The following is a 21614-nucleotide window of genomic DNA, read 5'->3' as shown; positions in this document are numbered from 1 at the left end:
ATCTAATGATCCCCTGGATAGTAAGGTTCGATGTGAACGGTCACATCTCGAACTGCTGGCCAAGCTTTTTGAATAGCTGCGCGTACTTGTTGACTAATTTGATGTGCGAAATCAACTGTAAGTTTTGGTTCCACTTCAACGTCGATATCCACATGAGCGTCAGGACCATAAAGTTGAATGCGAATTTTTTCTGTCGCTTGCACTCCTTCTACTTCATGCGCAGCTTTTTCGACGGTTTTAAAAAACTCTTGATTAGGGACTTTATCTGTTAGTTGATTAAAGTTTTCACGTGCAGCAAAAACCCCAAGACCTATCATAAATAAAGCAATCAGAATAGCTCCTATATGGTCAACGATTCCGCTCCATTCAGGAACCAAGGCAGCTGCAATTAATGTTAAAGTTGCCAATAGGCTTGTTAACCCATCTATTCGATAATGGACAGCGTCTGCAGCTAGAGCTGGACTATTTTCTTTTTTTGCCGTTCTAAAAATTAATTGATAACAAATTTCTAAAAGAATCATAGCTGTAGCAGGAAAAATCCAAGCCCAGGGATGTAAAAAAGGTTGAGGAGCTTCCTGAATAAATCCATTGACTTGTTGGAACAACATAATGGCTCCAATAAAAATTAAAATTAAGCCAATTAAAAGACCACCCAAAGGTTCATAGCGACCATGTCCAAAAGGATGATCTTCATCAGGTGGTTTACGAGCTAATTTTATGCATATAATCAAAAAAATAGTCGATAGAACATCCATTAAACCGGAAATAGCATCTAAGAAAAGAGTAGAGCTATTGATCAACGCTACACCAAAAAGTTCAAAAACAATAATAGCTAGTCGTATTTTTATTCCCAATTTAGCAGATCGAAGAATAAGTTGACTGCGTTGAGCTCTTTTGAGATAAACATCCGCTGGAAGAAAAACTGGTTTGGGAAATTTTGCCATGAAAACCTTTAATTAATAGTCGATTGTGTTTCTAATTTTCCAAATAATTCTAGTGCTTGCTTTAAAGGCGTCTTTTCACCCACAACAACTAAAACATCATTAGCGAGTAATTGAGTATCCGGAGAGGGATTAGAAATAACAGCTTTTTCGCGCCTAATTAATAAAACCGTCATTCCGTGTTTTTTACGTAAATTTGATTCAGATAAAAGCATCCCAACCAAGGGAGAATTTTCGTGTAAACGAAAAGTTCCCATTTCAACGTTTGATAAATTTAGCTTAACTTCTGATAAATTTGTTAAAGGAGCTTGTTGATCGCGTAACATTTTGTATCCATCTGCTCGAACCTCTGTGACAAGTTGATGGATTTCTTCATCTGGGATGTAATATTGTTTTAATACACGAGAAAAAATTTCTACAGAAGTTCCTAATTCATCAGGAATTACTTCATCAGCACCTAATTTATGCATTAACAGCATTTCTCGCATGTAACGTGTTCTTACAACAATGTAAATGGTTGGATTAGATTCTCGTGCAATTTTAACAATTCGTCTTGCTGCAATAGGATCATTAACTAAAACAGCAATTGCTTTGGCTTTATGAATGTGGGAGTGTTCTAAGACAGTTAGATGTGTCGCATCACCAAAATAAATTGATTCATTAAGTGTCCGTTGTTCCCTGACAATATCTGGATTCATTTCTAGTATTGTATAAGGAATATTTGCTAATTTGCTTGAACGCGCTAGATTTTTCCCACTGATCCCAAACCCAACAATAATCACGTGATTACTGAATGACCTATCATCACTTTTTCGTTGTTCTCTTAGGCCTGAAAGCAATTTTTGTGGTAAAGGTAAAGAACAGATGAAACTAACAATTTTTGGAGAAAAAGAAATCAAAATTGGGCTAATCGCAAGAGAAACAAGTGAAATTGATAAAAAAAGTTGGTATTCATAATCCGTTAGGAGTCTAAAAGACATTCCAGCGTTTGCTAAGACAAAAGAAAATTCTCCAACCTGACTTAGCATTAAACCTGTTAAAATAGCTGTTCGCATGGGTAAACCAATCATCAATGTTGTTAATCCTGTCACGAAAATCTTTAAAAAAATGACGAGGGTAGCTAAAGCTAGAATAGTAAATAAATGATGGATGAAAAAATCGATATTTAACAACATGCCTATGGAAACAAAAAAGAAGCTAATGAAAAGCGTTTGCAAAGGAAAGATATGCCCCACAGCTTCATGGCTATACTCTGATTCAGAAATAATTAAACCAGCTAGAAATGCACCGATCGTTAAGGAAAGGCCTAAGGTTGACGTCAGCCATGCAACACCAAAGCAAAGAGTTAATACACTTAATAAAAAGAGATCTTTATTCCGCGTTCTTGCCACTTGTAGTAATAAACGAGGGACGATCCGTTGCGCACTAAAAAAGACAGCGACTAAAATTAACATTCCTACCATAAAAGGTTTAAAAACTGTCCACTCTATTTGAAATTGTTTTTCTTCCATATTTCCAGAAAGCATAGGAATAAACAAAATCATTGGAATTGCAATCAAATCTTGAAAAATCAGAATTGAGATAGAAAGTTTACCCTGAGGACTTAAGCTTTCCCCTTTTTGCTCTAAAAGTCTAACAACAATTGCTGTGCTGCTCATAGATATTAAACAGCCGATAAAGATAGATTCTTTCCATGGCAATTGCATGAGCTGGGTTAAAATATAAGTAAATAGAATGGTTAAGCCAACTTGTAGAGAACCTCCTAAAAAAAAGAGCCGTCTAATCTGAAAAAGTTTTTTAATGGAAAACTCCATTCCAATTCCAAACAAAAGGAGAACGATTCCCAATTGAGCTAACATTTCTACATCTTTACTTTCTTGCACGAAGGCTAATCCGTGCGGGCCTGCTAACATACCTGTTAAAAGAAAACAAACAACAGGAGGAATGTTAAATCGATAACCCACTAGAAGGATAATAATCGATATAGCAAACAGAATTAATAAATCTGTAAATAGAAATAATTCCATATCGAATCCTATTTTACTTGCAAATGGAGCTTTGTTTTTTAAGCCAGAGAGTTTTAATTAGCAAATTAAAGATTGAAGTGAAAGAAATGGTTTTCTGCTAGTTTCAAAAAGCTGTTCTAATCAAATTAATTCTAGGGCTCCAAAATTTGAAAAGATATTCAAAATTTGGAGATTGGAATCTTATAAAAGTTTATTTTTTCTTAATCAATGCTTGTACAGCTTCATTGACTGCGGCTTTATAACCTTGATAACCATTTTGCAAATCATCAACAGTTATTGAATAAGCAATATCTGGAGTGACACCCAAATTTTCTATTTTTAATAAAGTTTCGGGTCTTTCTGCAATAGAACCAGTATAGGAAAATGCAGCAATTCCATTATTATTTGGAAAACTGGCCTGTAAAACAAATCCACCTGCGCCAGATGTACGCGTTCCAAAAAGAACAGCTCTTTGATTATCTTGCATTATAGCTGGCATGAAGTCGCCACCTGAAAAGTCGAGTTCATTGATCAACATTAAAATAGGCTTTGTATAACGATAATCAGAATGAGGATTAATCCAGTCACACCCTTCTAGATGCGTTGGATCGGTTAAAGTTCGCTGCTCGTCCCATTCTTGAATTGTAAACTCATAAAAGGCTTTGAGAAATAATAAATGTTGATAATCAATAGGACCTTCTTCTATCTCATCATCTATTCCTTGTTGAATTTTTTCAATTACGTCTAAAATTTGATAAGCAGTCAAAACATCTTTTTGTGTAATTTTCATTTGGTGTTTAGGTGTTTTAAGCGGATTTAAAGCAAGCATAGAAGCTAATTCATATTGGAAAGAAGCATAACCACCACCATTATGCACTTGATCGATCACTAAAGCATCTGTTTTTTGCTCTAGATAGTTTAGTAATTCTCCAAACTCTTTACTCTCTTCTTTATGACCAATATAATGAGGAATGCGGATATATCCGATTTTTTCTTCTTCAGATATTTTATAAATATAGGCATACCAGGAAATTTCTTTTTCTTTGTCAATTTTATCAAACATCCAAACACGAGGCCCTAAAGTAGGAATAAAACTTTTTCGAGCACATAATGTTCCATCCCGCTTTGTTTCAGACATCATTTTACGATGCGTCAAATTCATCATCGTCATGTAAGGACTTCTAATACTGATTTTTTTGTTAGGAAAAAAACTTTCCACAGTTTGTAGGAAAAGAGAGGGAGAAAAAATCAATTCGGGACGATAATCCCAAATGAGTTGGTAGCTCAAAGGAACTTCTTTTGAACGAGAGCGAACTTTAATAGTTACAGGCCCTTGAGGAATGATGTCTCCAAGCCATCCTAATCGATTAGTCAATTTAATTTCTGCCAATGCTTGATCTGTTAGGGGATTAGAATTTTTACTTCCATGTTGTTTTAACTCTTCGATCACATCGCCTAAAGGGCGATCATCAAATTCTATGATTTCATCTCCTACTTTAATTGTATAAGTAGAAGGAGGTAATTTTAATTCATCGATCCACGTAATAAAATAACGATTATTGACTCCTTTAACATCAAAAGGAAGGGTGGCAGTTTCTGTGGAAAAAAAAATAACATCAACATGATAGTCTTTGGTTGAAGCCAAGAAATTTTTAACAATTCTTTGAAAATCTTTATGAGTCAGGGTCGGATTCGATAAAATAAGATCAATTGATTTATTCAATTCCTCGTCTAAATTCAGTCCTGTATAATTTTTTTTCCATTCCAAAGGAGCATACCCTACATCGAAGACATGCTTAATCATTTTAAGATCTTCAATCATCGATCCTTTCTTTATATCCTCTGTAGAGGCAAAGCTCAATGAAGCATTGAATAAAACAAAAATTGCGCAACTTCTGAAAGTGTTAAGAAAAAACTTATTCATTTCTACCTTTTTTGGTTTAAAAGAGATTAAGGACTATTTCTATATTTTTATTCTATCCAATGAATCACATAATAATACTACACAAAAATATAAAATAATTGAACAAAAATTTATTCATCATTAATAATGAATTTTAAGACAAAAAATCAAAGGTTGGGTAAATAATTGCTAATGTTTTGAAACTATTTAGGTATTTATAGGCTAAGAATCCCTGATTATTTATTTGGTTGATGTTCAACGAACGATCTCATTTTATCAAACGATTTTTCATCTTAAAAAACACTTTATACAGAAAAATCATTAATATATAAAAATGAAAACATAGGGAACAATTCTTGCATTTGCGGAAAAAACTTTTGCTTTCTTACCTCATCCTTTTTAATCCATTTATAAAGCCCGATAACCTATTGGTTGTTTGTGTAGGAATTACTTTAATCACAAAAGATGTTAATTAAGGTTTTCAATAAGCAACCTTGATTGGAGTTGCTCCAGTTATTGAACTTACTTAGAAAAGCTTAAGGACAAATCATTTCGTATACCCGTAATTGTGCAATGTTTTTTAGTTGATCTTCGTTTTTCTATTCATTAGGAAGAGTTGGCAAGTTTCCATTTTGCTCCCCGTCCCTTACCTTGAGGGATAATGATTCCTTCGTCTCTTAGTTGTCTTAAAACCAGACGAATTGTATCTCGACTGACAGCAGGACAAGCCTTTTCAATATCCGAAATGGCAAAGGGGCCTATCATTCTTTCAGCAGTTTGACGAATATAAGCATTTTTGCTGCCTTGGCCAATCTTTAGTGTTCCTACACGAGCTTCAAATTCGTTATAGGCCCTTAAAAGCACTCCCCAAAAATATGTCATCCAAGGCATCACATCATGCTTTCCTTCATGCCAACCTTTGGAACTTTTTTCTAGTGTCGCATAATAACTTTCTTTAGATTCTTCAAAAATGCGTTCTAAACTAATATAACGGCCTACTTGATAATCAAAATGATATAAAAGTAATAAAGTGAGTAATCGCGCTGTTCTTCCATTTCCATCACTAAAAGGATGGATGCATAAAAAATCTAAAATTGTCACAGGCAAAATAATCAACGGCTCTTTTTGAATAGATTGAATGTTTGTTTCATATCCTTCAATTAATGCATGCATTGCACTTGGAGTTTCAAAAGCAGATGTTGGATTAAAGCGTATACGTCTTGTCCCATCTGAATGAATTTCTGTGATTTGATTGTCTAATTTTTTCCACTGTCCCCCACTCTGGGATTGATAGCGATAAAGCCAACTATGTAACTGTAAAATTACATTATTTGTTAAACGCATGTATTGGCCAGATTGATGAATCAAATTTAAAGCGTCACGATAACCGGCAATTTCTTGTTCTGACCGGTCAATGGGAGCGCTATTTTTAATCACTAAATCAGCAATTCGATTATGAGGAGCTGTAATTCCTTCTAATCGATTAGATGATTCACTCGACTCAATGGCGGCAACTTGCTGTAAATTTTTTAAAATCTCAGGGGATTGCTTGAAATACAAAGCCTGCTTTCCTCGATATTCACCAAGTAAACGCAAAGTTGACAGATGTTCTTCTGAAAAACGAAGCGAATTTAAATAACTAAGGGATAATGAATGCATATATGTATAAATAGGGTAATAATGGTTAGTTTTTACCCTATTTATAAAATAGATTCCCCTATTTTTCTACTTTTATTTGAAAGTTGGGGAGGTTAGAGGGATTGATGAATGCAAATGAAATTAAAAGAGGAAAATCCTGTTTTAACAAGGCAATCGCAAAGGATAGACTACCTGTGTTAAGTTGCAACCTCGCTATTACAGCTATTCAATTCCCTCAAATCTTTGTATAAAAGCTTGATGCATAGGAACATCTTCCCATCGAGAAGACCTATTCCCTCTTAATGTTTCTTTGTCATATCCTGTGATAAGAGAAAAAACAAGAAGTATGGAATTATCAATTGAATAATTGACCCGCCATGTTTGATAAGCAAGTTGATAATTGTTACCTTTAATAAGTTTAATACGATTATTGGAAGAAGGAAAAGGATTTACTTGTAAACGCAATGCGATCTTCGCTTGCAGAAAGCAATCCCACTCTTTTTCTAGATATTGGAACTGTTCGAGAACTTGTGATGACCATTGGATAGAAAATACTTCGTCAGTAATAAGGTCATCCAACCATCCCTGTTTTTGGCATTGAAAAGAATCGGCATAGTTAAGATAAGGCTTGATATCTAGAATAGGAGTTCCTTCTAACAAATCATGGTTGACAATATAAAGTTTTAATCCACAAATCTTTTTCAATTTGACGCAAGAAAGTCCTATTAAATTAGGGCGATGAGGAGAACGCGTTGCAAAAACACCTTGTTTTTTCTCTCCTCTTGGAGGGAGTACTTTCGGTTTCCAATGGGTATGTAAATGAAATCGAAATAATATCCATATTCTTTCAAATCCTTCCAAACCTTTAAGGGCCTGTTCAAATTGCACCTGAGGAAGTAATTCAATAAGCCCTTCGCTGTCAGAAAGAGGCGCTTGTCTAGGAACTTGATATTTTTTTATTTGCTCAGCTCGAAAATAACCAATAGGCTTCATGAAAAATTGTGTTTTGTCGTCTAACATTGTTTCCTTCAAATAAACAGAGAAAATTGGTATTAATTTTCACATATTCATTGTTAAAATGAATCAATTTTTGATTTCTATTAAATTTTTACTATTTTGCCAGAGGAAAACATGCCTTTTACAATCGGTGGCGAATGGATCCCTGAGCCAATGCCAGCCATTAAATCTAAACATCCTATAAAAGTTATCAAAGAAAAAAGAGGATCTTCTATTGTGACTATTATTTTAAATCTTCCATTACAAACTGAAGAGTTAAAATTTTTATGTTCAACGCTTAAACAAAAATTTGGGTGTGGTGGTGCTGTTAAATCTAATCAAATTGAATTGCAAGGAGATAAAGTGCAAAGAGTCAAAGATCATCTCAAGCAAAAAAAGAGGTAAAAACAATAAAAAAATAAATACCTTTTTTTCCGAGTTTGATGTTTAAATAAATTTTATGAGAATACACTAAAAATAGAATCACTAGAAATTTGTGAAAACCACAGTTCTTGTTATTAATAAAACGAGGGAATGAAATGAAAAAACCAACTTCCTGGCTGTTAATCGCCAATAGTAGCTTAGCTAAAATTTATAAAATTGAAACAATTCGTTCATTAGCTATTGTAGAGACCTTTGAACATCCTGAAAGCCGGCTGCATAATCGTGATCTTGTTTCAGATAAACCTGGCCGTGATTTTGAAAGTTTTGATCAGACTCGGCATAGCCTGGAGCCTCATACAACGCCAAAACAAAATGAATTTAATATTTTTGCTAAACATCTAGCAAGTTATCTAGATACTGCACGTAATGAGGGGAAATTTGAAAAACTGTACATTTCTGCCCCCCCTTCTTTATTGGGGTTATTGCGTCAATTTCTGCATACCTCAACGGCAAAATTGGTTTGTGGAGAAGTTAATAAAGATATGACGCATATGACTCCCGATGAAATAATGACTCATCTTCCTTTTTTTAATTAAATATTCGAAAAGCAATGAAAAATGATCAATTATTTTTGGAGCGAGCTAAGAGAAAGTGGAATTCACGTTCGAGATCAGTGGCAGTTTGAGCTAAAATCAGAATTTAGGATTAATCAGACGCTGGTCAAAAATATTTATAAACAAGAATTTTATTTTTTTATTCCCAGTCCTTTACAAATTAATTCAGAGACCCTCACTAAGGCTCAATTTTTCTCTGATCAAACAAATTTGATTCGTTATAAAACGCCTCGGATGAGTTTATCTGAATTAATCGATCTTTCATATTCTTCCTCACCTCTTAATCGCTTACAACTAATTATTGAAGCTAATTTAACAAATCAAAAAAGTATTATCGATGAATTGCAACTATTTGCAAATATTTTCAAAACAGCTTTGAGAGATCGAATTTTTCACATTTCACAAAGCTTAGAAAAAATGGAAAATCAAACGATAATTCTTTATTCTTCCATCATCGAAGAGCTTTCTAAACAAGTTCAACAAGTCACATTTCACTATCGTGAAATACAAAAGAAACTTTTACACAATTCTTCTTCTCAAATTAATTATGCTTGTAAGTATGTAGATGAATTTATCAGTCACACAATTGATGAATATTTTCTTATTCTTCTTAAACAATTTACTCAAAATGATAAAAGGGACATTCATGTAAAAAAAGAATTGGCTAGACATATAGCAAAAGAAAAAGAGTATAGAAGAGAATGCAAATTAGAATCGAAGTCAAATGATGAGCAAAATAATGAATCCATTTTATACCGGCAAGGATTGCTTAATCGATTTATGCTTGAATCACTCATGTTAAAAAGTTATCGAGCTTCTCTTGAAGAAAAACATGGAAACATTTTAGGCGGTGTAGCTGCAGGAATTGCTATGTTTGTCTATATGATTTTATTTGCTTGGAAAATTTCCGTTTTTGTCATCAATTCATTCCCTTTTATTATGTTTGCCGTATTTTTTTATATTTTAAAAGATCGTATCAAAGAAGGACTAAAAAAAATTTATTATACAAAGGCTTCTCGGTGGTTTCCTGATTATTCGACAGAAATCAAAACACAAAATGAAAAAAAAATCGGCCATTTAACAGAAAATTTTGCTTTTATTGAACCATCTCAATTACCTCCCGATTTTTTGGAAATTCGGAATCATCATTTTCACGAAGAACTTCAAGCTTTAAATCGACATGAATCTATTCTTCATTACAAAAGAGAAGTCTCTCTCTATTATCAACCCAGCCATTTACAAAGAAGAAGAAAAGAGTTAACAACCATTTTTAGACTCAATATTCAACGATTTGTGCAAAAAGCTAGTAATGCGTTGCAATCAAACCTGACTCTTAACCTTTCTACTGAAGAAATTCAAGAGCGGTTATTACCTAAAGTTTATCATCTCAATATTATTATTCGAAATACCTATCAACAACCCGATTTTACTTATAAAAGTGAGATAGAAACTTTTCGTGTTGTTGTTGATAAGGTCGGTATTAAACGAGTCGAACAAATTAACCAAAATTAATCCATGCGTAAAGAACCTCTCAATTTATCTCATCAAACTCTTTTAACTCAAAAATTTCGGCAGATGAGATTAGTAATTTCTGAATATTCTTTCGCAAATCTTTATTTGTTTAGAAAACAACATGAATACGAAGTTATCTTTGGAGAAGATATTTACATAAAAGGAATTGATCGAGGAAAACTCCCTTTTATGATGCTGACTTCAATCCCTCATCATCCCAAAGTTTCATCTGAAATTATTTTTTTCTTAAATACAGGCTATTTCTTATTTCCCATTCCAGAAGAATGGAATCCTTTATTTGACTTTCCATTGAATTTTAGCTTTGAAGATGCAGACTCTGATTATTTATTTAAAGTTGAAAAACTAGCTTTTTTTTCAGGAAGACACCTAAGCAAAAAAAGAAATTTAGTCAAGCAATTATTCGATCGATATCAAATTGAAACGGCCCAGCTAACACAAAAAAACAAAAGCGATGCTTTAAAAATTTTAATCAATTGGCAAGATCAACAAAAGCAACAGGAACAGACAGACTATTTTTCGTGTCTAGAAGCTATTAAATTGCTAGAATGTTTAAATTTAGAAGGAGTTATCATTTATATAGATGGCAAACCTGCTGGTTTTACCATTGGAGAATATCTCACACCAACCTGTTTTGTGATTCATTTTGCTAAAGGGGATGCTAACATTCATGGCCTTTATCAATATCTTTATCAATATCAAGCCCAAATACTATCTAAACAAACAGAGTGGATCAATTTGGAACAAGATCTCGGATTACCTTTTTTAAGACAGGCTAAACATTCCTATGTGCCAGACCGAATGATTCTTAAGCAACGCGCTAGGGATAAGAATAAAGAAGCCTAATCAGTTTTTTTAAATCCTATTGATAAAGAATGACAAGGAATATTAAACAAATCCTTGTCACTCATCAAAATAAATTAAAATAACTTTTGCGAATTGCTTATACCTAGAATCAGTGAGCCAGCTATAGCGCTCGCAAAATAGATAGGTAGAGGCAGAGGAATTTGTGCATAATATCTATAAGCCCACATCCCACCAATCCAAGTCACAACACCAGTTAAGCTAGAAACTACTCCTTGAACAGATTTTTGGGTCTTTGTTTCCGAAGGTAAAATCTTTTGAACAATTTCTGCAATAGTATCAGCTATTATAAGGCTTATAATACTTACAGTAGCGACAGAAGTTGCAGCTATATAAGGATTTTTTAAGTAAGGTTGAGCCCGGTTCACTTCTCTCTGAGCGTAATTCACTCCTGATTTAATAACTCTAACTGCATATCCAGCTAAATTTCCAAAGATTTCGTTTGTTTGGTGAGCGGCATAAGCGACACCAGAAAGAATACCGTTCTTGATCATTGCATAATCAATCTTTTGATACATAAAAGTTCCAATTGTTAAAGTTTAGGGTTATTACTTAATATAAAGTCAAAAATTTTGTTTTAATTAACGAATAAATACCAATTGTCGCTGCACTCACAGCCGTGCTAACTAAAGGTGAAAGAGGTAGCTTCAAAGCTTGAAAAACAGCATAATTCAATCCAATAATCATTCCACCAAGTATTGGGAAAGTTAAGAAAGCTACCACATTTTTTTCTGTTTCCATCAACCGATCAGGATAAAATTGGCTAAATCTTGAAATCGATCGAGAAACAAATAACACCAATTCTGTTGTAGCGATACTTGTAATAATGGTCGCTAAAATAGGCAAGTAATTATTTCGCGTATATTTTGAAGTTTGGCTTACAAAAGAAATTAAATGACCTTTAAAAAAAGTTTGATGTTTCGTGCGATCTTTTAAAGAATTTTGACAAAATCCATCGAGAAAATCAAAATTAATATTAAAATTCATGATTAACTCTATCTAAGTTCTGCACGTAAAAGTTGAAAACCAATTTGTGCACAAGAAGTTGCTACACACACAAGGGCATACTTTGAAGCAGATATATTGGGCTTTAAAATGCGTCTAAAAGCTGTATGCAAACCTACTAATGACGCAATAGCAAGTGCTAAAAAGGCTACATCTTTTTTGTTTTTTTGATCTTCAGTAAGATTTTCTTCTCTAATACACGTTTCCTCTACTTTATCATGTAATAAATCCCCAGCATTGAAAACTATCTGAAGTAAAATCATATTTGTAATCGCGACTACAGGATAAGCATAACGAGGATTTTGAAGTTTTGCTGAGCTAAAAGCCACAATTTTCCTAGTTTTGTCTTGTATAATTGCAGGGCTTTTACGAGCAAAATTTATCCCCTTTGCCGATAGACTTTTCGCTATGTTCAAGCCTTTGAAGATGTATACTTTAAGAAAATTTATTTTTTTTTCGGCATATTTTTTTGCAATTCTCAAGCCTTTTTCGATGTTTTCTTGAAATATATTAAAAATTTTCTTAAAGAATTCATTCGCACCTTTAAAAAATTTGATCCCATAATTTTTAGTACTACCTGCTACTTGGCCGGCTTGTTTAGAAAAGTGCTTACAATAGTCAACAGCTTGGTTTTTAATTGTTTCAAAATTAATGCTCATCGTTTTTTCCTTTGGATTAAAGCTGTCATAGAATTTAACTTATTATTTAAATTAGTTTCAAGAAAATAATTCACTTTCTAATGATTGATATAGAAGTTTTATAATTATCATTGCTTTTTCCATTCTTTAAATATAATTTAAACTGAAAATTGTCTATAGTTATTTAAATTTAGTTAAATCTATCCATTAAAAAGTTGAAAATGATAAATATCTATTTATATATTTAATCACCCATTTCAGAAACTGTCGCTAACGTTAAATTATTTTTCCGCTTCTGAAAAAAATAAATGGGAATTCCAGGTAGGAGCGCCCCTAGGCCCCAATATAACTGAGAAGAAGAAGCTTGAAATAACATCCAAATAAGACCAATCAAAGATAACGAAGGAATAATAACCAGAGATATTTTTTTTGACATTTTTAATGTTGTCCTATTGCGATAATAAAGGACAAAAACAGCTAAACATGTCGCTCCATACTGTACAAATCGAGAGACAACGCTGATCACAGCTAGCTGAGTAAAACTCCCTGACAAAGCAGCAATGGTAGTCAAACTTGCTGTCAAGAGGATAGCTCCCACGGGAACACCGGCTTTATTATTTTTGGCGATCCATCTGGGAACCAAACCATCTTCTGCTAAAGCCGCTCCACTTCTTGGAGTAATAAAAGAAGCTGTAAGATTCACACCCCCAATCGAAATAATCATACCTAAAGTTACAATCCATCTCCCAGCGGACCCAATCATTTGTTCAGTCGCATCAGCTAAAGGAATAGAACTTTCAGCCAAGTGAGGTCCTAATATCTCCATGGCAATTATTTGAATTAAAAAATATAGAAACGAGCAAAAGCTAATAACAGCCATCACCGCTATTGGTAAGTTATGGTGAGGATTTTTTATTTCTCCTGCAGCAATAACAAGAGTTTCAAACCCTCCAAAAGCATAAAAAATAACTATAGCGGCATTTCCAAAAGAAATAGAATCTAAATGGGATAATGACACATCAATCGCTTGAAAGTTCCCCTTAGTATAAAAAAAACCAATCAAAACAAAAAATAGAAGAGGTAATACTTTTGCTATCGTCACGACATTGTTGATATTTTTAAGTTTTTCAGTTCCTCCCATATTAAATAAAATAAGAAGAGCTAAAAAGGTTAAAATCAAAAATCCCCTTAAAGGCTCTGTCAATGCATTTGGCCAAATAGAACTCAGAGCTGTAACAAAACCTACAATAAGCGAAGCCCAAGCCATCGCTCCAGCAATCCATCGCATAAATCCTATTTCAAATCCTATAAAATCACCAAAAGCTTCTTTAGCATATAAATAAGCACCTCCATTGCGATCGAATAGAGCTGCACATTGCGCAAAGCACCAAGCAATTGACAAAATAAGTAGAGAAACAAAGACATAGACATACAGACTAGATGCACCGGTTAATTCAGAAACTTTTCCAGGGAGAAGAAAGATTCCCGATCCTAAAATCATATTGATCCCAAGCAAAATTGCGCTCATGAGCCCCATTTTATTTGTTGCCATCGTTTTCTCCCTATTGACTAGCTTTGACTAAACCCTCAAAGAGCTTTCGCGTTTCTTCTTGTTTATCAGCCATTAATTCTGGGTGCCATTGTACACCAATAATAAAAGAACTGTCTTCCTTTTCAATTCCTTCAATGATGCCGTCTCCTGCTACTGCATTAATTCGAAAACCCGGAGCGACCTTTTTTACCGATTGATGATGAAAACTATTGATAGTGGTATGGCTAACTTCCATGGTTTTTTTTAGAATTGAATGTTCCAAAATCTTAATTTCGTGAGCTGCTACATGTACCTGAGCTTGTTGAATGTGTTGATAAACTTGGTTTGAATGTAAAGAAACATCTTGATAAAGAGTTCCCCCAAAAGCAACATTTAAAAGCTGAGCTCCTCGGCAAATACCTAATATAGGTTTTCGGCTTTGATGAGCAAGCTGAACTAATTGAATTTCGTGTAGATCTCTCTCTGGGCATAAATCTTGTAATAAAGGATGAGGTTCTTCTTTATAAAAATGAGGATGTACATCACAACCCCCTGAAAGTAATAAACCATCAATTAATTCCATTTGTTGTTCAATTTGTTCCTGATCTGACAAAATCGGTAAAACAATTGGAGTTCCACCAGCAATTAAAATGGATCGAACATAATCTTGCCCTACAATTATACGCTCTCGCCCTCTAAAACACCCATTGTCAATCATTAATAAACTAGTTGAAATTCCAATGATTGGTTTTTTAGTTGCAGTTTTTCGCATAATTTTGACCGATAAGTTTGTTTTATAAAGTTTATTTCTTTTAGCATTAAAGCGTTCTAACAAAACATTTACATATTGTTGTAGAAAAAAATTTATTGTGAAGGGAAAGGAAAGCTAGGACAACACCCAGCGTAGAGTGGGGAACGCATTTGAATGAACCAGAGTCTATTTATAGGGAATAGATAAAAAATAGCGATACTCATTTATATTCTTTTTTTAAATTATAAATATTTTATACTATTATTGTTTTATTTGCAAATATTTATTATTATTTAGTAAAGTTAAACAGAAATGATAGTTAAATCTAAAAATTTAAAAATAATTAAATTCTTATGAAGCACTCCTCCTCTTTACCTTGGTATAAAAAAGGACTTCACTTTAGTTGCACAGAGTGCGGAAAATGTTGCACTGGGGCACCTGGTTTTGTGCTTATCAGTGAGCAAGAAATCCAAGAGATGGCACATTTTTTAGAAATTTCAGTCAAAAATTTTAAAAAATTGTATATCAAAAAAAGAAATAATCAGTCTTTTTTAATTGAAAAAAAATCTCCTGAAGGCTATTCATGTGTATTTTTTCGAGATAAAAAATGTACTGTTTATTCAGCCAGACCGTCTCAATGCCGTTTATATCCTTTTTGGCCTGAAAATCTCCTTTCTCGACAATCATGGGAGCAAGCAGCAAACTTTTGTGAAGGAATTACTTGTAAGGGGGCCGTATTCTCGCAAGAAAAAATTGATGAAATGAAAGAAATTCAAATGCAGGCTAATGAGCATTATGTAGTGAATGAATGAGCCAAGCTATCTAAGTTATTTATGTCCTTGCTAAAATCAATTGAGCTTCTTTTTCATCGATGAGAACAAATTGATTAAGATCTTCCTTATAGCAATAAACATCCGCGTGTGCAATATCAAACCACCATCCATGAATTCTTAATTCGTTTTTATCTAATCTTTCTCTAATAAAAGGATAACTTTTAATATGCTCTATTTGCTGAAGAACGTTAATTTGAGAAATTTGATTATGCTCAGATAAAGAAGGATTAATTGTCATTCCATTTCTCACTAAATTTAAAGAGATTTCTCCATGCTTAAGCCAAGACTGTAAATGAGAACAGCAATTTCCTGGTATCCCTTCAATTAAAGCACGCATGGCGCCACATTCAGAATGGCCACAAACAATAATATCGGGAACATTAAGTGAAAAAATAGAAAATTCAATGGCAGCCAAAGCACTATTATCTGAATCTATGGAAAAAGGAGGAATTAAATTTCCAATATTTCGAAGAACAAACAAATCACCAGGGTTTGTGGAAGCAAATAGATTTGGGACAACCCTACTATCCGAACAAGCAATAAAGAGGACATCAGGAGTTTGACCAAGAGCCAAATTAGCAAAAAGATGACGACTTTCTTCAGTTAAACCTTGTCTAAAATCGGCAATACCTTGAATGAGTTTTTTCATAACCTATGAATTGGTTTAAATTTGAATCAAGGAAAGCTTAAAGCATTCCTTGAAAAAGACCTATAAATTAAATTAATCAATCTTATTTTGAAATAATATTTAAAGCATGCATGAGAGCCCAAATATCTCCTATACGAATACTTGGATTCGTAAATAAAAGGTAGGAAAGCTCACTTTTAGGATCAAATTTTTCCCAAAACTTCATTTTTCCATCTAAGTGAAAAAATCGGTTAGCGAACTTAAATGAAAGCTCGGCAATATATTTTGAAATAGAATTCAACCCTTCTAATTTTCCTAACTGTCCAGTCGTGACAGCCCCAAAAGTAACATAGTGGCAATTTTCTTTAGCCAATGTATCAATAACAGTTGTTAAAAGAAACTCAGGAGTTCCATTAGCAGCACCAGGGATATGCATTAAACGATTAATCAACCATCCATTACGCGATTGAAGTTCATTGAGAACAACAACACCAGTAACCTTTTCTCCCTGCTTAGCGTAAAACCATCTTTTACCGGCTCGATTATCAAATAAATGTACGCGGGAGATATAAATTTGTGGACCCCGCCTTCCTTTAAGCCATTTTTGAGCGACTTCTTCAATTTGAGCTTCAAGGCTGAGATTAGGGATAAGGTATTCTTCCACAACCACGGCTTCCTTTTGGGCATGTCGAACTTTACGTCGAACTAAACTAGCATTAACTCCAGTTTTAGCTCTTGGGTCATCGTAAGGATCCATAAATAATTCATGTCCAAATTCTACTGAGGCATGGCAAACGTTTTCCATTGCCCATTTACAAAATTTTTCCGTTGTAATGACATAAATGATGTTTTTATAGCCTTCTCGATGGCAAAAATCTGTAAAAGATTTGATTAATAAAGGGGTATCTTCCCATTGGCACACAGGATCTCCGTATACAATAGCTCGTGAATTCTCTAAACGATAACCAATTAATCCATCAATAAAAGGATCAGTAAAAATTTGGCATCGTGGATCTAAAATAGCTTCTGAACAAGATCCTCCAAAACGTCTAACTTGCATTAATGCATCAAATTGCGGATCTACATTTTGATCTAAAGTAGGCATGACGGCGGTCATTTCTTATCTCCTAAAATTTACTAAACTAAATTTTGAGTTTTTCTTATCAATAATCAATCTGTGCTGACACGTTGAGAGAAAGACGTATGGAAAATAGTGGTGGACTATTTGCTTAAAAACGCCTTTTCCTACTTTGTAGCAAAAAATCTGACATAGACAGAAAAACTCAAAGTTTAAATTACTAAACGAATGCAGTTTTTTGTTTGTGAGTGGATAATAATTCTTGAATAATACTCAAACAAAAACGCTGGCAAATCTTCTAATGTTCGGCTAGAAATAAAATGACGATTGACCAGGAATAATGAGTGCATCAGACTTATTTTCTTTAATAACTTGAAAACCGATATCAGATTTGCAAGGCCTCCCATGCTTTCCTTTGCATATTTTATGACTTTTAGAACCAGCTAAAACGATTTTTGCTCCTTTTTTTAAACGATAGAGCGGATAATAAAGTTCCATTTTTTCATAAAAAATTTCCAAAAAAATTAGAAGTTGCTTATTGGAAAGTTCCTTTGAGCCATGTTGTTCCCCTTTAAGCGACCGTGATAGATTTATCTAAATAGACATCTTGAATCAAATTTAATAGTTCGATTCCTTCCTTTAAAGGTCTTTGGAAAGCTTTTCGCCCCGATATTAGACCCATTCCGCCAGCACGTTTATTAATAATGGCTGTTTTAACAGCTTCTGTCATATCATTTTTACCGGCTTCTCCACCGGAATTAATCAATCCCATTCGTCCCATATAGCAGTTGGCAACTTGATACCTTGTTAGATCAATCGGATGGTCTGTTGTTAACTTTTGATAAACAAGCTCATTTGTTTTACCATAATGCGCCAGAGCTTTGAACCCTCCATTATTAGTCGCTTGTTTTTGTTTGATGATATCCGCCTCGATCGTAACTCCCAAATGATTAGCCTGCCCGGTTAAATCAGCACTGGTTGAATAATCTTTATCTTGCTTAAACGCATTATTGCGCAAATAACACCAAAGCACTGTCGCCATCCCCAGTTCATGCGCTTTTTGAAAAGCTTTAGACGTTTCTTGAATTTGGCGATGAGATTCTTCAGAACCAAAATAAATGGTTGCACCGATTGCAGCAGCCCCCATCTCCCACGCTTGTTCAACTTGGCCAAAATAAATTTGATCAAATGTATTGGGATAACTTAATAATTCATTATGGTTGAGTTTCACGATAAAAGGGATTTTGTGAGCATAACGTCTGGCAACAGAACCAAGTGCACCTAAAGTAGAGGCGATCGCATTGCATCCCCCTTCAATGGCTAACTTCACAATATTTTCTGGATCAAAATAATCAGGATTAATAGCAAAACTTGCTCCGGCTGAATGCTCAATTCCTTGATCAACAGGCAAAATAGAAAGATAACCCGTTTTGCTTAATCGCCCCTGATTAAAAATTTGAACTAAGTTACGAAGAACTGGCGTCTTTCGGTCTGTTAAATTCATGATCTCATCAATATAATAAGGACTTGGTAAATGAAGTTTATCTTTTGATATTGTTTTACATTCATGGTCAAGTAAATAACTTGCATCATTTCCAAGTAAATTTAAAATCGCTTGATTAGCCATAGAAATTACCTTTTTAGTAAACTATCTAGAATCATTTTTGTTTGTTCATAATTTTGATGTTGGATAGCCGTCATTCCGATGTGCTTTCCTATTTCTGCTAACAAGGGTCTGTCATCGATATAAATCACTTGCTCGGGTTTTACTTGAGCTAAATCCAATGCGAGTTGATAAATATCGCTGTCGGGTTTGCGTAGATGAACAAAGCCTGACACCACAAAAATATCGACAAACGCTTTCATTTTAAATTGATCGATTCGATTTTGCATCAATTCACGGCCTTCATTACTTACGACAACAATCTGTAAATTCCAATCTTTTTTGACTTTTTTTATAAAATCAATCATTTCATCAAAAGGCTGAGATTGCTCAAACATAAATTTTTTAAAAGATTCAATAGAAAAAGAGCGTTCTTGATCAAATACCACACGTTTTAAATATTCATCTAATGAAATTTTACCAATTTCATACGTATCAAAAATTAAATTATGTCGTTTATTCATTTCTTCATAATTTAATTCAAAAATATGTGAAGCCTTTTCACGCATATGTCGATCCCATCCATTTGTCAAAAGGACGCCACCAACATCGATAAATAATGAAGTAAATAATTGTTTACTCATACTCCTCTCACCCAACGTTATTTTTTAAGACATCTAAAATCACAGCTCCAGATCCAATAATTCCCACATTTTTACCAAGTAAAGCGGTTTTTATCTGTAATTTATCTGTCGCCGCTTTTAAAGCAGTTTCTCGAATGCCTTTATCAATAAATGATAGGATTTCTGGAATGCCATCTAGAACCCCACCTCCTAAGATTAAACAAGCAGGATTAAAAGCATTCACAAGATTAACGCAACCTGCAATTAAGGCTTGCTTAACTTTTTCTAAAATCAATAGAGCTAGAGGGTCTCCACTGTGGTATGCTTCAATAACAGCTTTAGCTGAAACATTTTCTAAATATCCCCCCGCTTTTTCTAAAATGGATTGACCACTTTGGTTATCGGCAAGAATGAGTTCTTTGGCCTGTCTAGCAATTCCCCATCCTCCAGCAAAAGCTTCAAAACAACCATTGTTACCGCAGGTGCAACGAGGGCCATGAAAATCGATCGTCATATGGCCGACTTCTCCGAATGTATTATTACCCCCTTTTTGCATTTTTCCCTGACAAACAATACCACTGCCAATTCCTGTTCCTACGAATAAACAAATAAGATCTTGATAATGTTTACCAGCTCCGTAAAGCCATTCTCCCCAAGTAATAGCGCGAACATCATTCACAACCTTAACTGGAATTCCAGCTTCTCTTTCCAGATTTTCGCGTAGTGGTACTTGATGCCAGCCTGGGAGATTTGGAGCAAAACGAACGACTCCTGTTTCTTCGTCAATTTGACCTGCTACCCCTATTCCAATTCCTTTAATCTCAACTTTTGTCCGATTTTTTAAATCCTGAATCGCTTGCATGATTTGTTTTTCGACACTAGCTGATCCGTGTTTAGAATCCGTTTTAAGTCTCACACTATCAATCAATGTGCCGGAGACATTCAAAATTCCTATTCCAATTTTGGTTCCCCCTAAATCGATTCCAATGACACAATCTGTTTCTTTTAGCATATCTTTCGTAAAGTTTTACAGTTTTTAAATTTGTAGCTTATGTTGATAAGAAATTTAGCAAATAACATAAGGGGAACAATTTTGCTTGGTAATCCCTTAAAAAAAGATATATATAATTAAATTGTTTTTAGCGACAACAAATCCTGCCTTAATGGAAGATTAAATGACATTGATAGTTGAGAAATCTAGCGTAAAAGACTAAAGTTAAATTTAAAAAATCAATTTTAAGAAAAAGATGATTAAAAATAGACTGGCAAAAATAATGCTTTCTCGTATTAGAAAGAATTTAATGCCCTTAATTACAGGTTTAAAAAAACATACAAGGTGAATAAATGGCCAATTTAATAAAAATCTTTTCATTTTGCTAAAACTTGTAACCTATCCCTAACCCTAATTTATTTCCGCCGAGATTTACTTGTGTTTTGAAACAATTAGGTTGATAAAGATAATCAAAAAACATATTTAAGAAAAAACAGGCATTAATATCATAATAAAAGCCCGTTTTAAATACTCCTCCAAAGACAAAATATGTTTTATTGTTATGAATCCCAAAAAATCGATTTTCTAATTTGACAATTCCAAAACTCGGCCCTAATCCAATGTAGAAAGATAAATTTCTTGGCAAAATATAAGTGTATTGCATGCCAAAACTCATATTAACAATTGATATCCTTGTAAAATCATGTAAGTAAAAAGAATGGCCTTTTTTAGACATTCCATCGACATTGACCCATCCTTGAAAATATTTAGGAAAAAAAACGGTGACTTGTCCTTCATACCCTCCCATACAATTTCCATAAATGCGACGAAAACGTTTGGAAGCTGGAAAAAATAATTGACTTTTTGCCTCTGTTTTGATCTCTAAGCTTGCTGCTACAGTAGTTAAATTTAATAAAATAAGTAAGAAAGTGCTTAAAAATGCAAATGTTGGATAAGAAATAAAATTATTTGAGAAATTTTTCCAACAATCCTCTAAGATGAATGATTTTTCTAATCCAAAAGTTGCATTGACAAATTCTTTCATTAATCTTTTCCT

Annotated in this window: 22 protein-coding genes; 5 read left to right on the top strand and 17 right to left on the bottom strand. The window is 33.8% G+C overall.

The annotated features are described in order from the left end of the window. Nucleotides 1-2: 2 nt before the first annotated feature. From BU804_RS09225 to tsaA, 5 genes are all read right to left on the bottom strand, one after another. On the bottom strand, nucleotides 3-944 hold the full coding sequence (locus tag BU804_RS09225; RefSeq protein WP_075883838.1) for a cation diffusion facilitator family transporter: 942 nt from the start codon (nucleotides 942-944) through the stop codon (nucleotides 3-5). Between the two features lie 8 nt (nucleotides 945-952). Continuing rightward, nucleotides 953-2968 (bottom strand): cation:proton antiporter domain-containing protein, encoded by a 2016-nt coding sequence (locus tag BU804_RS09220; RefSeq protein WP_075883837.1) that lies wholly within the window; start codon nucleotides 2966-2968, stop codon nucleotides 953-955. 190 nt (nucleotides 2969-3158) lie between these two features. Beyond that, entirely contained in the window at nucleotides 3159-4871 is a 1713-nt protein-coding gene (locus BU804_RS09215) for a protease-like activity factor CPAF (RefSeq protein WP_075883836.1), read from the bottom strand. A 585-nt stretch (nucleotides 4872-5456) separates the two neighbouring features. After that, the gene (locus BU804_RS09210; RefSeq protein ID WP_075883835.1) at nucleotides 5457-6509 is read right to left on the bottom strand and encodes a Fic family protein; all 1053 of its coding nucleotides are present in this window, start codon (nucleotides 6507-6509) and stop codon (nucleotides 5457-5459) included. Between the two features lie 201 nt (nucleotides 6510-6710). Then, nucleotides 6711-7508, bottom strand: a complete 798-nt coding sequence (gene tsaA, locus BU804_RS09205) for a tRNA (N6-threonylcarbamoyladenosine(37)-N6)-methyltransferase TrmO (protein WP_075883834.1) — start codon at nucleotides 7506-7508, stop codon at nucleotides 6711-6713. A 111-nt stretch (nucleotides 7509-7619) separates the two neighbouring features. Here tsaA and BU804_RS09200 point away from each other — a divergent pair, with 111 nt between their 5' ends. From BU804_RS09200 to BU804_RS09185, 4 genes are all read left to right on the top strand, one after another. Beyond that, nucleotides 7620-7889, top strand: a complete 270-nt coding sequence (locus BU804_RS09200; protein ID WP_075883833.1) for a translation initiation factor — start codon at nucleotides 7620-7622, stop codon at nucleotides 7887-7889. 134 nt (nucleotides 7890-8023) lie between these two features. Next, nucleotides 8024-8464: a host attachment protein gene (locus BU804_RS09195; RefSeq protein ID WP_075883832.1), complete on the top strand. Its 441-nt coding sequence runs from the start codon at nucleotides 8024-8026 to the stop codon at nucleotides 8462-8464. Nucleotides 8465-8485: 21 nt separating this feature from the next. Continuing rightward, the gene (locus BU804_RS09190; RefSeq protein ID WP_075883831.1) at nucleotides 8486-9994 is read left to right on the top strand and encodes a hypothetical protein; all 1509 of its coding nucleotides are present in this window, start codon (nucleotides 8486-8488) and stop codon (nucleotides 9992-9994) included. A 3-nt stretch (nucleotides 9995-9997) separates the two neighbouring features. Continuing rightward, nucleotides 9998-10858, top strand: coding sequence for a DUF2156 domain-containing protein (locus BU804_RS09185; protein WP_075883830.1), 861 nt, complete (start codon nucleotides 9998-10000; stop codon nucleotides 10856-10858). A gap of 74 nt (nucleotides 10859-10932) precedes the next feature. Here BU804_RS09185 and BU804_RS09180 read toward each other — a convergent pair whose 3' ends face one another. The 5 genes from BU804_RS09180 to BU804_RS09160 form a co-directional block, all read right to left on the bottom strand. Next, nucleotides 10933-11394 (bottom strand): hypothetical protein, encoded by a 462-nt coding sequence (locus tag BU804_RS09180; RefSeq protein ID WP_075883829.1) that lies wholly within the window; start codon nucleotides 11392-11394, stop codon nucleotides 10933-10935. Nucleotides 11395-11428: 34 nt separating this feature from the next. After that, nucleotides 11429-11863 (bottom strand): hypothetical protein, encoded by a 435-nt coding sequence (locus BU804_RS09175; protein ID WP_075883828.1) that lies wholly within the window; start codon nucleotides 11861-11863, stop codon nucleotides 11429-11431. Between the two features lie 8 nt (nucleotides 11864-11871). Next, a complete protein-coding gene (locus BU804_RS09170; protein WP_075883827.1) occupies nucleotides 11872-12540 on the bottom strand; it encodes a hypothetical protein in 669 nt (222 codons plus the stop codon). A 223-nt stretch (nucleotides 12541-12763) separates the two neighbouring features. Next, nucleotides 12764-14071 (bottom strand): APC family permease, encoded by a 1308-nt coding sequence (locus tag BU804_RS09165; RefSeq protein WP_075883826.1) that lies wholly within the window; start codon nucleotides 14069-14071, stop codon nucleotides 12764-12766. Between the two features lie 10 nt (nucleotides 14072-14081). Beyond that, the gene (locus BU804_RS09160; RefSeq protein WP_075883851.1) at nucleotides 14082-14822 is read right to left on the bottom strand and encodes a gamma-glutamyl-gamma-aminobutyrate hydrolase family protein; all 741 of its coding nucleotides are present in this window, start codon (nucleotides 14820-14822) and stop codon (nucleotides 14082-14084) included. Between the two features lie 332 nt (nucleotides 14823-15154). On the opposite strand from BU804_RS09160, the gene BU804_RS09155 reads away from it, so the two are divergent. Continuing rightward, nucleotides 15155-15613: a YkgJ family cysteine cluster protein gene (locus BU804_RS09155; RefSeq protein WP_075883825.1), complete on the top strand. Its 459-nt coding sequence runs from the start codon at nucleotides 15155-15157 to the stop codon at nucleotides 15611-15613. A 19-nt stretch (nucleotides 15614-15632) separates the two neighbouring features. Here BU804_RS09155 and BU804_RS09150 read toward each other — a convergent pair whose 3' ends face one another. From BU804_RS09150 to BU804_RS09120, 7 genes are all read right to left on the bottom strand, one after another. Continuing rightward, nucleotides 15633-16283 (bottom strand): carbonic anhydrase, encoded by a 651-nt coding sequence (locus BU804_RS09150; RefSeq protein ID WP_075883824.1) that lies wholly within the window; start codon nucleotides 16281-16283, stop codon nucleotides 15633-15635. 82 nt (nucleotides 16284-16365) lie between these two features. Beyond that, nucleotides 16366-17379 carry a phosphatidylglycerol lysyltransferase domain-containing protein gene (locus tag BU804_RS09145; RefSeq protein ID WP_075883823.1) on the bottom strand — a complete coding sequence of 338 codons (1014 nt, stop codon included), beginning with the start codon at nucleotides 17377-17379 and terminating at the stop codon, nucleotides 16366-16368. A gap of 270 nt (nucleotides 17380-17649) precedes the next feature. Next, a complete protein-coding gene (locus BU804_RS09140) occupies nucleotides 17650-17865 on the bottom strand; it encodes a DJ-1/PfpI family protein (RefSeq protein WP_255371577.1) in 216 nt (71 codons plus the stop codon). A 46-nt stretch (nucleotides 17866-17911) separates the two neighbouring features. After that, entirely contained in the window at nucleotides 17912-18967 is a 1056-nt protein-coding gene (locus BU804_RS09135) for a class I fructose-bisphosphate aldolase (protein ID WP_075883821.1), read from the bottom strand. 5 nt (nucleotides 18968-18972) lie between these two features. Then, nucleotides 18973-19587 carry an HAD-IA family hydrolase gene (locus BU804_RS09130; protein ID WP_075883820.1) on the bottom strand — a complete coding sequence of 205 codons (615 nt, stop codon included), beginning with the start codon at nucleotides 19585-19587 and terminating at the stop codon, nucleotides 18973-18975. 7 nt (nucleotides 19588-19594) lie between these two features. Further along, nucleotides 19595-20578, bottom strand: a complete 984-nt coding sequence (locus BU804_RS09125; RefSeq protein WP_075883819.1) for an ROK family protein — start codon at nucleotides 20576-20578, stop codon at nucleotides 19595-19597. 364 nt (nucleotides 20579-20942) lie between these two features. After that, complete coding sequence (locus tag BU804_RS09120; protein WP_075883818.1) at nucleotides 20943-21602, bottom strand: hypothetical protein; 660 nt, start codon at nucleotides 21600-21602, stop codon at nucleotides 20943-20945. Nucleotides 21603-21614 lie beyond the last annotated feature (12 nt).

It is taken from the genome of Candidatus Protochlamydia sp. W-9, assembly GCF_001950615.1.
GTDB classification, from domain to species: domain Bacteria; phylum Chlamydiota; class Chlamydiia; order Chlamydiales; family Parachlamydiaceae; genus Protochlamydia; species Protochlamydia amoebophila.
The sequence above is the reverse complement of the archived record's forward strand: the minus strand, read 5'-3'. Positions and strand labels throughout refer to the sequence as shown.

Coding starts and splice junctions, on each gene's coding strand:
- BU804_RS09130 (WP_075883820.1), bottom strand. CDS start 19,587: ATGAGTAAACAATTATTTACTTCATTATTTATCGATGTTGGTGGCGTC.
- BU804_RS09150 (WP_075883824.1), bottom strand. CDS start 16,283: ATGAAAAAACTCATTCAAGGTATTGCCGATTTTAGACAAGGTTTAACT.
- BU804_RS09215 (WP_075883836.1), bottom strand. CDS start 4,871: ATGAATAAGTTTTTTCTTAACACTTTCAGAAGTTGCGCAATTTTTGTT.
- BU804_RS09210 (WP_075883835.1), bottom strand. CDS start 6,509: ATGCATTCATTATCCCTTAGTTATTTAAATTCGCTTCGTTTTTCAGAA.
- BU804_RS09135 (WP_075883821.1), bottom strand. CDS start 18,967: ATGGCTAATCAAGCGATTTTAAATTTACTTGGAAATGATGCAAGTTAT.
- BU804_RS09155 (WP_075883825.1), top strand. CDS start 15,155: ATGAAGCACTCCTCCTCTTTACCTTGGTATAAAAAAGGACTTCACTTT.
- BU804_RS09165 (WP_075883826.1), bottom strand. CDS start 14,071: ATGGCAACAAATAAAATGGGGCTCATGAGCGCAATTTTGCTTGGGATC.
- BU804_RS09145 (WP_075883823.1), bottom strand. CDS start 17,379: ATGACCGCCGTCATGCCTACTTTAGATCAAAATGTAGATCCGCAATTT.
- BU804_RS09220 (WP_075883837.1), bottom strand. CDS start 2,968: ATGGAATTATTTCTATTTACAGATTTATTAATTCTGTTTGCTATATCG.
- BU804_RS09190 (WP_075883831.1), top strand. CDS start 8,486: ATGATCAATTATTTTTGGAGCGAGCTAAGAGAAAGTGGAATTCACGTT.
- BU804_RS09125 (WP_075883819.1), bottom strand. CDS start 20,578: ATGCTAAAAGAAACAGATTGTGTCATTGGAATCGATTTAGGGGGAACC.
- tsaA (WP_075883834.1), bottom strand. CDS start 7,508: ATGTTAGACGACAAAACACAATTTTTCATGAAGCCTATTGGTTATTTT.
- BU804_RS09225 (WP_075883838.1), bottom strand. CDS start 944: ATGGCAAAATTTCCCAAACCAGTTTTTCTTCCAGCGGATGTTTATCTC.
- BU804_RS09175 (WP_075883828.1), bottom strand. CDS start 11,863: ATGAATTTTAATATTAATTTTGATTTTCTCGATGGATTTTGTCAAAAT.
- BU804_RS09160 (WP_075883851.1), bottom strand. CDS start 14,822: ATGCGAAAAACTGCAACTAAAAAACCAATCATTGGAATTTCAACTAGT.
- BU804_RS09195 (WP_075883832.1), top strand. CDS start 8,024: ATGAAAAAACCAACTTCCTGGCTGTTAATCGCCAATAGTAGCTTAGCT.
- BU804_RS09170 (WP_075883827.1), bottom strand. CDS start 12,540: ATGAGCATTAATTTTGAAACAATTAAAAACCAAGCTGTTGACTATTGT.
- BU804_RS09180 (WP_075883829.1), bottom strand. CDS start 11,394: ATGTATCAAAAGATTGATTATGCAATGATCAAGAACGGTATTCTTTCT.
- BU804_RS09120 (WP_075883818.1), bottom strand. CDS start 21,602: ATGAAAGAATTTGTCAATGCAACTTTTGGATTAGAAAAATCATTCATC.
- BU804_RS09200 (WP_075883833.1), top strand. CDS start 7,620: ATGCCTTTTACAATCGGTGGCGAATGGATCCCTGAGCCAATGCCAGCC.
- BU804_RS09185 (WP_075883830.1), top strand. CDS start 9,998: ATGCGTAAAGAACCTCTCAATTTATCTCATCAAACTCTTTTAACTCAA.